Source organism: Nonomuraea cavernae, assembly GCF_040655715.1.
Lineage (GTDB): Bacteria > Actinomycetota > Actinomycetes > Streptosporangiales > Streptosporangiaceae > Nonomuraea > Nonomuraea cavernae_A.
On the sequence record NZ_JBFAKL010000022.1, the window covers coordinates 120,754 to 134,444 of the forward strand.

The 13,691-nt window shown below is 70.8% G+C and carries 11 protein-coding genes; 5 read left to right on the top strand and 6 right to left on the bottom strand.

Annotated features, from left to right (window positions below; translation table 11 throughout):
* Positions 1–113 precede the first annotated feature (113 nt).
* The 3 genes from AB0I38_RS28590 to AB0I38_RS28600 all read right to left on the bottom strand — a co-directional run bounded on the left by AB0I38_RS28590 (position 114) and on the right by AB0I38_RS28600 (position 3,698).
* Positions 114–1,640 carry an ATP-dependent DNA ligase gene (locus AB0I38_RS28590; RefSeq protein ID WP_358481173.1) on the bottom strand — a complete coding sequence of 509 codons (1,527 nt, stop codon included), beginning with the start codon at positions 1,638–1,640 and terminating at the stop codon, positions 114–116.
* A gap of 87 nt (positions 1,641–1,727) precedes the next feature.
* Entirely contained in the window at positions 1,728–2,102 is a 375-nt protein-coding gene (locus AB0I38_RS28595) for an FKBP-type peptidyl-prolyl cis-trans isomerase (RefSeq protein ID WP_358481183.1), read from the bottom strand.
* 156 nt (positions 2,103–2,258) lie between these two features.
* On the bottom strand, positions 2,259–3,698 hold the full coding sequence (locus AB0I38_RS28600) for a GuaB1 family IMP dehydrogenase-related protein (protein WP_358481195.1): 1,440 nt from the start codon (positions 3,696–3,698) through the stop codon (positions 2,259–2,261).
* A gap of 94 nt (positions 3,699–3,792) precedes the next feature.
* Between AB0I38_RS28600 and AB0I38_RS28605 the strand changes: the two genes are divergently transcribed.
* Positions 3,793–4,245 (top strand): GyrI-like domain-containing protein, encoded by a 453-nt coding sequence (locus tag AB0I38_RS28605; protein ID WP_358481223.1) that lies wholly within the window; start codon positions 3,793–3,795, stop codon positions 4,243–4,245.
* A 119-nt stretch (positions 4,246–4,364) separates the two neighbouring features.
* Here AB0I38_RS28605 and AB0I38_RS28610 read toward each other — a convergent pair whose 3' ends face one another.
* Both AB0I38_RS28610 and AB0I38_RS28615 read right to left on the bottom strand, forming a co-directional pair.
* Positions 4,365–5,531 carry a cytochrome P450 gene (locus tag AB0I38_RS28610; RefSeq protein WP_358481284.1) on the bottom strand — a complete coding sequence of 389 codons (1,167 nt, stop codon included), beginning with the start codon at positions 5,529–5,531 and terminating at the stop codon, positions 4,365–4,367.
* A 1-nt stretch (position 5,532) separates the two neighbouring features.
* Positions 5,533–6,654 (bottom strand): CaiB/BaiF CoA transferase family protein, encoded by a 1,122-nt coding sequence (locus AB0I38_RS28615; RefSeq protein ID WP_358481327.1) that lies wholly within the window; start codon positions 6,652–6,654, stop codon positions 5,533–5,535.
* A 147-nt stretch (positions 6,655–6,801) separates the two neighbouring features.
* Here AB0I38_RS28615 and AB0I38_RS28620 point away from each other — a divergent pair, with 147 nt between their 5' ends.
* The 4 genes from AB0I38_RS28620 to AB0I38_RS28635 all read left to right on the top strand — a co-directional run bounded on the left by AB0I38_RS28620 (position 6,802) and on the right by AB0I38_RS28635 (position 12,069).
* Positions 6,802–8,346, top strand: a complete 1,545-nt coding sequence (locus AB0I38_RS28620) for a serine/threonine-protein kinase (protein ID WP_358481344.1) — start codon at positions 6,802–6,804, stop codon at positions 8,344–8,346.
* Positions 8,343–9,326, top strand: coding sequence for an NAD(P)-dependent oxidoreductase (locus AB0I38_RS28625; RefSeq protein ID WP_358481362.1), 984 nt, complete (start codon positions 8,343–8,345; stop codon positions 9,324–9,326). Before AB0I38_RS28620 ends, AB0I38_RS28625 begins: the two co-directional genes overlap by 4 nt.
* 130 nt (positions 9,327–9,456) lie before the next feature.
* The gene (locus tag AB0I38_RS28630; RefSeq protein ID WP_358481378.1) at positions 9,457–10,806 is read left to right on the top strand and encodes an FAD-binding oxidoreductase; all 1,350 of its coding nucleotides are present in this window, start codon (positions 9,457–9,459) and stop codon (positions 10,804–10,806) included.
* Between the two features lie 3 nt (positions 10,807–10,809).
* Positions 10,810–12,069, top strand: coding sequence for a cyclopropane-fatty-acyl-phospholipid synthase family protein (locus tag AB0I38_RS28635; RefSeq protein WP_358481395.1), 1,260 nt, complete (start codon positions 10,810–10,812; stop codon positions 12,067–12,069).
* 53 nt (positions 12,070–12,122) lie between these two features.
* Here the strand turns inward: AB0I38_RS28635 and AB0I38_RS28640 are convergent, their stop codons facing one another.
* The gene (locus tag AB0I38_RS28640; protein ID WP_358481413.1) at positions 12,123–13,658 is read right to left on the bottom strand and encodes a long-chain-fatty-acid--CoA ligase; all 1,536 of its coding nucleotides are present in this window, start codon (positions 13,656–13,658) and stop codon (positions 12,123–12,125) included.
* Positions 13,659–13,691: the final 33 nt, after the last annotated feature.

Below are 13,691 nucleotides of genomic sequence, written 5' to 3' on the forward strand. Positions count from 1 at the left end.
ACCTGGACGAACATATGCGACAAAGAGTGGGTAAAGGCAAGCTAATGCCCCCACCAGTGACTTATCTCACTTTGGTCACAAGGTCATGTAGATAGTGGATCAATATCCACAAATCAGAGCATCAGAGAGCGTACGGTCTCCACCGTGTCGGCATCCTCGGCCCGCTTGTCAGGCCGATAGCGCAGGACGCGGGCGAACCGCAGGGCCATGCCACCCGGATAGCGCGGCGAGCGCTGCACCCCGTCGAAGGCGATCTCGACCACCAGCTCCGGCCGCACCTTCACCGTCCACTCGTCGGCCGGCCCCTCGGCCAGCTCCAGGAAACGCTCGGTCTGCCAGGCCAGCAGCTCGTCGGTCAGGCCCTTGAACGTCTTGCCGAGCATCACGAACCCGCCACCCTCCGGGTCGCGGGCGCCGAGATGCAGGTTGGACAGCTTGCCCTCGCGACGCCCATGGCCCCACTCGGCGGCCAGCACGACGAGATCGAGCGTGTGCCGGGGCTTCACCTTCACCCAGCCGGCACCCCTGCGCCCGGCCGCGTAGGGGGAGGAGAGCGACTTGACCACCAGGCCCTCGTGCCCGGCCCTGACCACGTCGGTGAAGAACTTCTCCGCCTGCGCCACGTCGTCCGTGACCAGGCGCGGCGTGAGCAGGCCCGGCGGGACCGCGCGGCCGAGCGCCTCCTGGCGCTCGGAGTAGGGCAGGTCGAGCAGGTCGGCGCCGTCGAGTCGCAGCAGGTCGAAGAAGAACACGCTCAGCGGTGTCCGCTCCCGCAGCCGTGACACGTCGACTTTGCTGGAGGCGCGGCTCGCCGTCACCTGGAACGGGTGCGGCCGCCCGTCGGGACGCAGTGCGATCACCTCGCCGTCGAGCACGAGATCGTCGGACGGCAAGCCGAGGACGGCCTCGACCAGCTCGGGCAGCCGGGCCGTGACGTCGTCGAGGGTGCGCGTGAACACCTTGACCTCGCCGCCGCTGCGATGGACCTGGACGCGGATGCCGTCGAGCTTCCACTCCAGCGAGGCCGGCGCGCCCGCCTTCGCCAGGGCGGCCGCGACATTGGGCGCGCTGCCCGCCAGCATCGGCGACACCGCCCGCCCGACCTCCAGGCGGAACTCCCGCAACGCCGACACCCCGCCCGTCAGCGCCGCCGCGCCGACGGCGGGCAGCCAGCCGCGCAGCGTCAGCGCCCGCCGCACGGCGGCGGACGGCGCTCCCGACGCCTTGGCGACCGCCTCGATCATCACTCCGTCGAGCGCGCCCTGCCGCAGCTCGCCGCTGAGCAGCCGCAGCATGAACGCCTGCTCCTGGCTGGTCAGCCCGGTGAACAACCGGCTCACCAGCGCCTTGCGAGCCGCCTGGGAGCCCTGCCCGGCAACCGCTTTGATCGTGCCCAGCAGCTCGTCGACCTCGGTCAGCGTGGCGGTCGCGGCCAGCTTGGGCTGGGGGAGGTCCTGAAGGGTGCGCCAGCCGACACCGATCTGGCGCTGCGGCAGCTCGCCGGACAGGTAGGCGATGGCGATCTCCGCCTCGCCGGCCCCGACCCGGCCGAGCAGCTCCGCCAGATGACCGATCTTGCCCAGGCGCGCGGATGTCCGCGTCACCGCCTCGGAGACCCGGACCACGTCGATCAGTAGCACAAGCCCTATCGTGCCGCACCGCGCCGACACTTCCCACCGCGCGCGGTCAGCGTGCTGAACGGGCGGGCCCGTGGGCCCACCCGAAGGTCAGCGAACCCCCAGCAGGTCGACCATGAAGATCAGGGTCTCGTTGGGCTTGATGCTGGCGCCGGCGCCGCGGCTGCCGTAGCCGAGATGCGGCGGGATGACGAGCTTGCGCCGGCCGCCCACCTTCATGCCCGCGACCCCCTGGTCCCAGCCTGCGATGACGCGACCGCCGCCCAGCGGGAACTCGAACGCCTCGCCGCGGTTCCACGACGCGTCGAACTCCTCTCCGGTCGAGAACGCGACGCCCACGTAGTGGACCTTGACGCTCTGGCCGGGCTTGGCCTCCGGGCCGTCACCCTCGACGACGTCGACGATCTCCAGGTCGGCGGGCGGGTTGCCCTCCGGGAAGTCGATTTCCGGCTTCTCCAGTGCCACGAAGTGCTCCTGATGACGAGTGAATGGACCCGACGACTCTATGCCGTCTGGATATCGTCGGCGTTCAAGGCATGGCTGTTTCCCTGATGGGATCGATCCGCTCGTCGAGGCGGCACCAGTCCGGCCAGGCGCCCCTGACCGGATCGGCCGGGCGGGTCACCAGCTCTGGTGCAGGGGCATGCCCTCGGTGTAGCCCGACGCGCTCTGGACGCCCACCACGGCCCGCTCGTGGAACTCCTCCAGCGTGGTGGCCCCCGCGTAGGTGCACGAGGAGCGGAGCCCGGCCACGATCGCGTCGATCTGGTCCTCGACGCTGGGCCGCAGCGGGTCGAGGTACATGCGCGAGGTCGAGATGCCCTCCTCGAACAGCGCCTTCCTGGCCCGGTCGAAGGCACTGTCGTCGGCCGTGCGCAGCCGGACGGCCCGCGCCGACGCCATGCCGAAGTTCTCCTTGTATTTACGCCCGTTGGCGTCGGTGCGCGTGTCGCCGGGCGATTCGTACGTGCCCGCGAACCAGGAGCCGATCATCACGTTGGCCGCGCCGGCCGCCAGGGCGAGGGCCACGTCACGCGGGTGGCGCACGCCGCCGTCGGCCCACACGTGCCGGCCGAGCCGCCGGGCCTCGGCCGCGCATTCGAGCACCGCCGAGAACTGCGGTCGCCCGACCCCGGTCATCATCCGCGTGGTGCACATGGCGCCCGGCCCGACGCCCACCTTGAGGATGTCGGCCCCGGCCTCGACCAGGTCGCGCACGCCCGAGGCCGTCACCACGTTGCCGGCGGCGACAGGCACGCTCGGGCCGAGCGCGCGTACGGCCTTCAGCGCGGAGAGCATCTTCTCCTGATGTCCGTGCGCGGTGTCCACGACCAGGCAGTCGATGCCGGCGTCGAGCAGCTCCTTGGCCCTGGCCGCGACGTCTCCGTTGACGCCCACGGCGGCGGCGACCCGCAGCCGGCCCGCGTCGTCGAGGGCGGGCTGGTAGAGCGTGGCGCGCAGCGCGCCCGTACGGGTCAGAATGCCCACCAGCCGGCCGTCGGCGTCGACGATCGGCGCCAGGCGATGGCGGCCGTCGTGCAGCCGGTCGAACGCGGCGCGCGGCTCCAGCCCCGCCGGCAGCGTCAGCAGCTCGCTGGACATCACCTGCGAGAGCTGGGTGTACATGTCGATGCCCTGGCAGTCGGCCTCGGTCACCACGCCGACCGGCCGGTTGTCCCAGTCGACCACGATGATCGCGCCGTGGGCGCGCTTGGGCAGCAGTTGCAGCGCCTCGCCGACGGTGTCGTGCGGGGTCAGCGTGAGCGGCGTGTCGTGGACGAGGTCACGTTTCTTCACCCAGTCGATGACATCGGTCACGACGTCGATGGGGATGTCCTGCGGGATCACGGCGATGCCGCCTCGCCGGGCGATGGTCTCCGCCATCCGGCGGCCCGCGACGGCCGTCATGTTGGCCACGACGATCGGGATGGTGGTGCCGGTGCCGTCGTGCGTCGAAAGGTCGACCGCCAGCCGGGAACCGACCGAGGAACGCGACGGCACCATGAAGACGTCGCTGTAGGTCAGGTCGTGGCGCGGCTCGAGGCCGTTGAGAAACTTCACGTTCGTCCATCCTAAGTGACTGCGTCAACAATGGTTTGCCCTGATTCCCGGGGGCTTATGATCGGCCGGGATACTCATGGGGGATGGAGGGGCTGTGGACGTCACAGACCGCGAGGAGCTGACGGTGGTGGGCTTCGCCGTGCGCACCACCAACGCCGAGGAGATGGATCCCACGCGGGCGAGGCTGCCCGTGCTCTGGCAGCGGGCGGGGGCGCCGGGGGCCTTCGCGCACGTGCCCGGCCGGGTCGACGAGCGGCTGTACGCCGTGCTCACCGACTACGAGAGCGACCACCACGGCGCCTACACGCAGATCGTGGGCATCGGCGTGCGCACGGTGCCGCGGCTGCCCGAGGGCATGGTCGCGGTGCGGGTGCCGGCGGCGAGGACGCTGCGGGTCGAGGCGCGCGGGCCGATGCCGCAGGCGATCATGGAGGCGTGGCAGCAGGTGTGGAAGCACACCGAGTCCGGAGGCACGCCGTCGCGGGTGTTCACCACCGACCTGGAGGTTCACCACTCGGGCGGCGCCGACCTCTACGTCGCGGTCTAGGAGTGGTCTAGGCAACGTCGTGGTCCAGGAGCGGTCTAGGCAACGTCGCGGTCCAGGAGCGGTCTAAGCAACGTCGCGGTCTAGGAGTGGTCTACGCGACGTCGCGCTCCAGGAGCGGTCTAAGCAACGGCGCGCAGCTCGATCGGGAACGACGTGATCCCCCGGACGAACGCGTTGGGCAGCAGGCGCGGGCCGACCGGGTCGGCCCAGGCGGCGGAGCCCACGCGGGCCACCCACTCCTCGAAGAAGACGCGCAGCTCCAGCCGGGCCAGCGCGGCGCCCAGGCAGAAGTGGGTGCCGAAGCCGAAGGCGATGTGACCGCCGGGCCTTCGCGTCACGTCGAAGCGGCCGGGGTCGTCGAACACCTCCGGGTCCCGGTTCGCGGAGCCGTACATGAGCAGGACCTGCTGCCCCTGGCGGATGTGCCGCCCGTGCAGCTCGGTGTCGCGGGTGGCGGCCCGGCACATGTTCAGGACCGGCGTGGTCCAGCGGATGAACTCCTCCACGGCGTTCTCGATCAGCGACGGGTCGCGGCGCAGCAGCTCCCACTGGCCGGGGTGGCGGATCAGCGCGGCGATCGTGGTGGCGATGACCGTGCGGGTGGTCTCGGCGCCGCCGTCGAGCAGCAGCAGCGCGTCGCCGGCCAGGCGTTCGTCGTCGTAGCCGGGGTCGGCCGACCAGAGCGACACCAGGTCGTCGCGCGGGCAGGAGCGGCGCTCGGCGGCCAGGGCCAGCACGGCCTCGCCGTACTCGCCGGCGGCCACGGCGGCGTCGTGGGTGACGTAGCGCAGGCCGCCGCCCGCCGGGATCGTCGTCTCCGACCAGTGCACGAGTCGCGGCCAGTCCTCGTCGGCGAAGCCGAGCAGCCACCCGATCATGCGCGCGGGCAGCGGCGCGGCCAGCGCGGGCACCACGTCCACGGTGCCCGCCGCCAGGGCCCGGTCGATCAGCTCGACCACCACCTCCCGGATCCGGCCGGCGTAGCGCTCGTGCACGTGGCGCGGCGTGAACCGGCGGTAGACCAGCCGCCGGCGCTCGGCGTGCTCGGGGTCGTCCACGCCGATCATCGACGGGTCGGAGGGCAGCTGGGGGCGGTAGCCGCCGGTGCTGGTCCACAGCTTCGCGTCCCGCTCGATGGCCGTGATGTCGGCGTGGCGGGAGATGCCCCACAGCCCGTTGGCCGCGTCGAAGTGGACGGGTGAGTGCTCCCGGAGCCGGGCGTAGACGGGGTCCGGGTCACCGGCGTAGAGGTCGCCGTCGAGCAGGTCGAGTAAGTCGAGGTCCATGTCAGGCGAGCACCCCTTGGGATCGGAGTTTCGCGGCCACGTCGGCCGGCAGGCCCCAGGCCGACAGGTCGTCGAGCCGGGTCGCGGGGGACAGGTCGGGGCCGGGCGTGCCGAGCAGGCGCGGCGCGGGCATCGGCTGGGTGAGGCCGCCGACCTCGGTGAAGGCGCCGCGGGCCACGTTGTGCGGGTGGGCCGTCGCCTCCGGCATCGACAGCACGGGCGAGACGCACGCGTCGGAGCCGTCGAACACGGCCTCCCACTCGGCCCGTGTCCTGGACCTGAACTCCTCGGCCAGGCGGGCCTTCAGGGCGGGCCACTGGCTCCGGTCGTCACGGTCCGGCAGGTCCGTCAGGCCCATCAGCGTCACCATCGTGTTCCAGAACTGCGGCTCCAGCGAGCCGACGGCCAGGAACTGCCCGTCGGCGGTCTCGTACGTGTCGTACATCGGGGCGCCGGTGTCGAGCAGGTTGGTGCCGCGCGGGCCCCAGTGGCCGGCCTGCACCCCGTGGTAGAACATCGAGAACAGCAGCGCGGCCCCGTCGACCATGGCCGCGTCGATGACCCGGCCCTTGCCGGTGCGCTCCCGCTCCAGCAAGGCGAGCAGCACGCCGTAGGCGAGCATGAGGCCGCCGCCGGCGAAGTCGCCGATGATGTTGATCGGCGGGGTGGGCTTCTCGCCCTCGCGGCCGAGCATCGACAGCACACCCGAGATGGCGATGTAGTCGATGTCGTGCCCGGCGGTCGGAGCCAGCGGGCCGTCCTGCCCCCACCCCGTCATCCGGCCGTAGACGAGCCGCTCGTTCACCGCGTGCAGGTCGTCCGGCCCGATGCCGAGCCGTTCGGCGACGCCCGGCCGGAAGACCTCGATCACCACGTCGGAGTTGGCCACCAGGTCCTTGAAAGCGGCCACGCCCTCGGGCGACTTCAGGTCCAGTCCGATCGTGCGCTTGCCCCGGTCCATGACGTCCGTACGCGGCCGGTCGGTGACGGCGGACACGCGATCGACCCGCAGCACCTCGGCGCCGTGGTCGGCCAGCATCATCCCGGCGAACGGACCGGGCGCCAGCCCGGCGAGCTCCAGAACGCGCACTCCGGCCAACGGCCCCTGGCGGGCTTCCGACATCTGTGACTCCTCGACTCGAACGTTCAACCCAGCCTCAGTAGAACAACATTCGGTGAGCTATGGCAAGCAGGGTCTCCGACCTTCCCGCGAAGCGAGGAGAGGTATGGGAAACTTGCCCACTGATCGGGTGGTCTACAGGGGTAGGACATGGTTTCGGATAGTACGCCGCTGATCGCCAGGCGCTACCAGTTGCTGCGCGAACTGGGCCGCGGCGGCATGGGGGTGGTCTGGGAAGGCCGCGACACACTGCTCAACCGGCAGATCGCGGTCAAGGAGGTGCTCCTGCCGGAGGGGCTGCCGCGCGCCGACCAGGAGCGCCAACTGCTCCGCACGGCCCGGGAGGCCCGGACGGCGGCCCGGCTGAACCACCCGTCGGTCGTCGCGATCTACGACGTCGTGGAGGAGGACGGCCGTCCCTGGATCATCATGGAGCTGGTCCGCCACCCCTCCGTCGAGGAGGTCGTCGCCGCGACCGGAGCCCTGCCGGTGCGGCAGGCGGCCGACGTGGGCAGGCAGGTGCTGTCCGCGCTGTGCGCCGCCCACGAGGCCGGGATCCTGCACCGCGACGTCAAGCCGAGCAACATCCTGCTCGCCGACGACGGAAGGGCCGTGCTCACCGACTTCGGCATCGCCACGGCCGAGGGCGACGCCTCGCTCACCCAGACCGGCATGGTCACCGGGTCGCCGAGCTTCCTGGCCCCCGAACGGGTCCGCGCCGCCGAGGCGGGCCCGGCCTCCGACCTGTGGTCGCTCGGCGCCACGCTCTACGCCACCCTCGTGGGCCGCTCGCCGTTCGAACGCGGCGAGCCCATGGCCACCCTCAACGCGCTGCTCAACGACGAGCCCGACTACCGCAGAATCCCCCCGATCATGCACCCGATCCTCAAGGGCCTGCTGCGCAAGGAGCCGGAGGACCGGGTGAGCGCCGAGGAGGCCGACCGCCTGCTCGCCGAGATCGCCGCCAGCAGGCCCGCCGGCGACGACCGGCACGTGGAGGACCCCGGCCCGCGGCGGGCCGGCCGTGCCCTGCTCGCGGTCGCGCTGGCGGCCGTGCTGCTGGTCGCCGGCGGCACCGTCGTCTACCTCCAGACCGCCACGCCCGCTGAGGGCACCCCGCGCCTCGCCGGGCGCGCCGCGACCAGCCCGCTGCCCGCCACCGCCCGGACCCCCACGGCCACTCCCACCGCGACGCCCACCCCCACCGCGACGCCGACACCGACGCCGTCCAGGTTCGTGCCGGCCGTGCGCGCCTGGAACTCGCCCGACGGCTGGTCGATCGTGCGCCCCACCGGCTGGCGCGGGGCTCGCGCGGAGGCCTACACCGAGTGGACGCGCCGCAACGGGAGCGCGCACCTGGGCGTCGAGGCCATCTACGCCAACATCGACGCCTACCAGATCATCAGGGACGCCGAGGAGGTGCTCCGGGAGAACACCACCGACCTGGAGATCCTGGGCCGCAGGGTGGTCGGCCACCGCGGCACGCGGGCGGTGGAATGGGAGTTCGCCTACACGGCCGGCGCGGAGGGGAGCGCGCCGTGGGCCACCCCGGGCGCGCGCTACCGCGAGGTACGGCGCGCCCTCGTGGCCGGCGACACCGCGTACATGCTGACGTGGACGGTCGCCGAGGCCCAGTGGAACCGCAACACCCGGCTGATGCGGCAGGTGATCGGCAGCTTTACGGTGGGCGGATGACACCCTGGAACGTCCTCGCCCTCCCGCCCCTTCCCGAGGAGGTGCTGCGCCACCTGCTCGCCCCGCTGGGCGAGCGGGTGGACGTGCGGGTGCCCGCCGCCCGTGAGCGTGCCGCGCTGCTCGACGCGCTGCCCGGCGCGGAGATCGTGCTGGGCGACTGGACGGGCCGGCTCGCGCTCGATGCCGAGGCGGTCGCGGCCGCGCCCCGGCTGGCCTTCGTCCAGCAGCCGTCGGTCGGCGTCGACGGCCACGACCTGGCCGCGCTGACCGCCGCCGGGGTCCCGCTGGCCAATACGGCAGGCGTCAGCGCCGTCGCGGTGTCGGAGTGGTGCGTGGCCGCCGCGCTGTCGCTGACCCGACGGCTCGCCGCCGCCGACGCCGCCGTCCGCGCGGGGGAGTGGCCGCAACAGGGGCTCCAGCCGCGCGAGCTGCACGGGCAGCGGGTCGGCATCGTCGGGTTCGGGCCGATCGGGGTCTCCTGCGCCCGGCTGTTCCGCGCGTTCGGCTGCCAGGTGTCCTACTGGACGCGCACACCCCGCGACGAGCCCGGCCACAACGACCTGGAGTCGCTCGTGGCGACCTCCGACGTGCTGGTCGTGGTGATCGCGCTGAGCGACGAGACGCGCGGCCTGATCGACCCGGCCCGCATGAAGCCGGGCGCGCTGCTGGTCAACGCCGCGCGGGGTGGCGTCGTGGACCAGGCCGCGCTGGTCGCCGCGCTGCGCGACGGGCGGCTCGGCGGCGCGGCGCTCGACGTGTTCGAGACCGAGCCGCTGCCGGCCGGCGACCCGCTGCGCGAGGCCGCCGGGGTGCTGCTGTCGCCGCACGCCGCCGGGGTGACGCCGGAGTCGACCGGCCGCCTGCTGGCGGCCACGCTGGACAACCTCACCGCGGCGCTGGACGGTCGTGCGGTGGCCAACGTGATCAACGCCGTCCCACCGGTCGTGCGCCGTAAACCGGTTGATTCGCCTACCTCGTAGATGGTCATCTGGGCGGCGAACAGTTTTCGTGTCTTTAACGACCCCGCTCTGTTCGATGTCGTCGACGGGAGATACGTTTCTACGGACGATCTCTACCAGCTCAAAGGGGGTGCCGCAGGTGACGACGACGATGTCGACACACCGACGGGCAGTAGAGGAGATCCGGCGGTCCTACGCGGAGATCCCCGGAGACGCCGCGCCTCGGCTGGCCAAGGCCACGTCCAACCTCTTCAGGTTCCGTGACCAGGGGAAGACGGCCAAGCTGTCGGCACGCGACCTCGCCGAGGTGATCAGCGTCGACCCCGTCACGATGACCGCCGAGGTCCAGGGAATGACCACCTACGAGCACCTGGTGGACGCCACACTCCCGCACGGGCTCATGCCGTACGTCGTCCCGCAGCTCAAGACCATCACGCTGGGCGGGGCCGTGACCGGGCTCGGCATCGAGTCGACCAGCTTCCGCGACGGCCTGCCGCACGAGTCGGTCGAGGAGCTCGAGATCCTCACCGGCGACGGCCGCGTCATCGTGGCCCGCGACGACAACGAGCACCGCGACCTGTTCCGGGCGTTCCCCAACTCCTACGGCACGCTCGGCTACGCCCTGCGCATCAGGATCAAGCTCAGACAGGTCCAGCCGTACGTCCGGCTCACCCACGTGAAGTTCACCGACGCCGACAAGTGCATGCTGGCCATGCAGGAGATCTGCGACGGCATGGAGCACGACGGCGAGCCGGTCGACTTCATCGACGGCGTCTACTTCGGCCCGCAGGAGATGTACATCACGGTCGGCCGCTTCGCCGAGCGCGCTCCCTACGTCTCCGACTACACCGGCATGCGGATCTACTACCAGTCGATCACCCAGCGCAACCGCGACTGGCTGACGGTCCGCGACTACCTGTGGCGCTGGGACACCGACTGGTTCTGGTGCTCGCGCGCCTTCGGTGTGCAGCAGCCGGTGGTGCGTTCGCTGATGCCGCGCCGCTGGATGCGGTCCGACGTCTACCGCAAGCTCGTCTCGTTCGACCGCAAGTACGGCCTGACCGCCAGGATCGACCGGTGGCGCGGCCAGCCCGTGCAGGAGTCGGTCATCCAGGACGTCGAGACGCCGGTCGAAAGGGGGGCGGAGTTCCTCGAATTCTTCCATGACAAGGTCGGCATGACGCCGGTGTGGATGTGCCCGCTGCGGTCCTCCTCGCGCTGGCCGCTCTATCCGCTGGAGCCGGGCAAGCTGTACGTGAATTTCGGCTTCTGGGGCATGGTCCCGTTGCCACGGGGACAGTTCGACGGCTACTACAACCGGCTCATCGAGAACTCTGTGCACGCGCTCGACGGGCACAAGTCCCTCTACTCGACCTCCTTCTACGCCCGTGAGCGGTTCTGGCGGCTCTACAACGGCGATGCCTACTGGCCGGTCAAGCGGGAATACGACCCAAGTGGTCGCCTGCTGGACCTGTACGACAAGTGTGTGCGGGGAAGGTGACAGATGGCACTGGCATCCATCTTTGAAAAGATCGTCGGCCCTGAGGCGAATATCGCGTTCATGGCCTACGACGGCAGCAAGGCAGGTCCCGACGGGGCGGACGTCTGCCTGGAAGTGAAGTCTCCGATCGCGGTGGCCTATCTCGCGCAGGCGCCCGGTGAGCTCGGTCTCGCCAGGGCCTACGTCTCGGGTCACATCGACATCCACGGCGACATGTACACCCTGCTCGACCGCATGTGGAACATCACCACCCACGACCTCACCACGGCCGAGAAACTGGCCGCGGTCCGCTCGCTCGGGGTGAAGCCACTGCTCATGAGGGTGCCGCCGCCTCCGCAGGAGATGCGGCAGAGCATGCTGGCCAGGATGGGGTCGCGGCACGCCAAGCAGCGTGACGCCGAGGTCATCCACCACCACTACGACGTGTCCAACCGCTTCTACGAGTGGGTGCTCGGCCCGTCCATGGCCTACACCTGCGCGGTCTTCCCGTCCGAAGACGCCTCCCTGGAGGAGGCCCAGTTCGCCAAGTTCGACCTGGTGGCCCGCAAGCTGGGCCTGAAGCCGGGGATGCGGCTGCTCGACGTGGGCTGCGGCTGGGGCGGCATGGCGCTGCACGCGGCCGAGCACTACGGCGTCCAGGTCCTCGGGGTGACGCTCAGCAAACAGCAGGCCGAGTGGGCGCAGAAGGCCATCGCCGAGGCGGGGCTGCAGGACCTCGCCGAGGTCCGTTTCATGGACTACCGCGACGTCACCGAGACCGGCTTCGACGCGGTGAGCTCCATCGGCCTGACCGAGCACATCGGCGCGGCCAACCTGTCGTCCTACTTCGCGTTCCTGTACGGCAAGCTCAAGCCGGGCGGCCGGCTGCTCAACCACTGCATCACCCGGCCGACCGGCACGGAGAAGACGTTCAACAAGGGCGGCTTCATCAACCGCTACGTCTTCCCCGACGGCGAGCTGGAGTCGGTCGGCTACCTGATCAGGCACATGGAGGACCGCGGCTTCGAGGTCCGCCACGAGGAGAACCTCCGCGAGCACTACGCCGAGACGCTCCGCCACTGGTGCGCCAACCTCGACGCCAACTGGGAGGACGCGGTGCAGGAGGTCGGCATGGGCATCGCCCGGGTGTGGGCGCTGTACATGGCGGGCTGCATCGTCGGCTTCGAGCGCGACAAGGTGCAGCTGCACCAGGTCCTCGGCGTCAAGCTGGACCAAGCGGGCCGCTCGGGTGTCCCGCTACGCCCGTCGCGCGACTGGCCCTGACGGTCACGGGTGAGGGGTCTCGCGCCCCTCACCCGGCCGGTAGAGCGCCGCGTCTAGCGGAGCTCGCGCTTGAGGATCTTGCCCGTGGCGGTCATGGGCAGGGCGTCGCGAAACTCCACGACCCGCGGATACTTGTAGGCCGCCATGTTCTCCCGGGCCCAGCCGATCAGCTCCTGCTCGGTGACCGTCGCGCCCGGCGTGCGGATGACGTACGCCTTGATCTCCTCACCGTGGGAGTCGTGCGACACGCCCACGACGGCGGCGAGCGAGACCGCCTCGTGCGTCATCAGCACCTCCTCGATCTCCCGCGGATACACGTTGAACCCGCCACGGATGATCATGTCCTTGGCCCGGTCGACGATCGCGTAGTAGCCGTCCTCGTCGCGGGTGGCGATGTCGCCGGTGCGGAACCAGCCGTCGCGCATGACCTCGGCCGTGGCCTCCGGCCGCCCGTAGTAGCCCTTCATGACGTTGTGGCCGCGGACCGCGATCTCGCCGGGCCCCTCGCCGTCGATCGTCTTCCAGTCGCTGTCGACCAGCTTCATCTCCACGCCCCAGATGGGGGTGCCGATGGTGCCGGGCTTGGTGGGCCGGCCGAGCTGGTTGAAGCTGGCCACGGGGGAGGTCTCCGACAGGCCGTAGCCCTCCAGGATGCCGATGCCGAACGTCTCCTCGAAGTCCCGCAGCACCTCGACCGGCGACGACGCGCCGCCCGCGACCGCGACCTCCAAGGAGCGCGGCACCTCCGCGCCCTCCGCGTGGATCTTCGTCAGCATGGCCCAGTACATCGTCGGGACCCCGGCGAACAGGGTGACGCCTTCCTTGCGCATCAGCGCGAGCGCCTCGCCCGGCTCGAAGCGCGGCATCAGCACGAGGGTGGCGCACCGGCGGAAGCCGCTGTTCATGACGGTGGTCTGCCCGAAGGAGTGGAACAGCGGCAGCACCGCCAGCGACACGTCGCCGCCCTCGGACCTGGGGAACATCTCGTCCGAGACCACGGCGTTCATCAGCATGTTCTGGTGGCTCAGCTCGGCGCCCTTGGGCTGGCCGGTGGTGCCGGAGGTGTAGAGGATCACCGCGGTGTCGTCGGGAGCGGTCTGCACGGTCTCGAACTCCGCCGGCATCCCGTCGATCGCCGCCCAGAACGACTCGCCGTACTCGGACTCGGTGGCCAGCGGGGTGGCCGGCAGCACGAAGAAATGCTCGCAGCCCTCGGCGGCCTCGAAGCCGGCCCTGCCTCGCTCGCCGAGCGGCAGCTCGGGCGTGCCCTCGAAGCAGAAGAGCGCCTTGGCGTCGCTGTCGTCCAGGTGGTAGGCGATCTCACGGCTCTGCAACAGCACGTTCAGCGGCACCACGGTCGCGCCGGCCTTCAGGATGCCGAAGTAGACGAACGGGAAATAGGGCAGGTTGGGACAGGCCAGCGCCACCTTGTCGCCCTTGCCGATGCCGCGCGAGACCAGCAGGGCGGCGACCTGCCGTGCCACAGTGTCGATCATGGAGTACGGCAGGCGCAGGTCGCCGAAGACGACGGCGGTCCTGTCGGGGGTCTTGCGGGCGCTGTCCTCCAGGACGATCGACAGGTTGAGCATGGTGCGTTCTCCCTTATCCGTGGCAATCCTCGC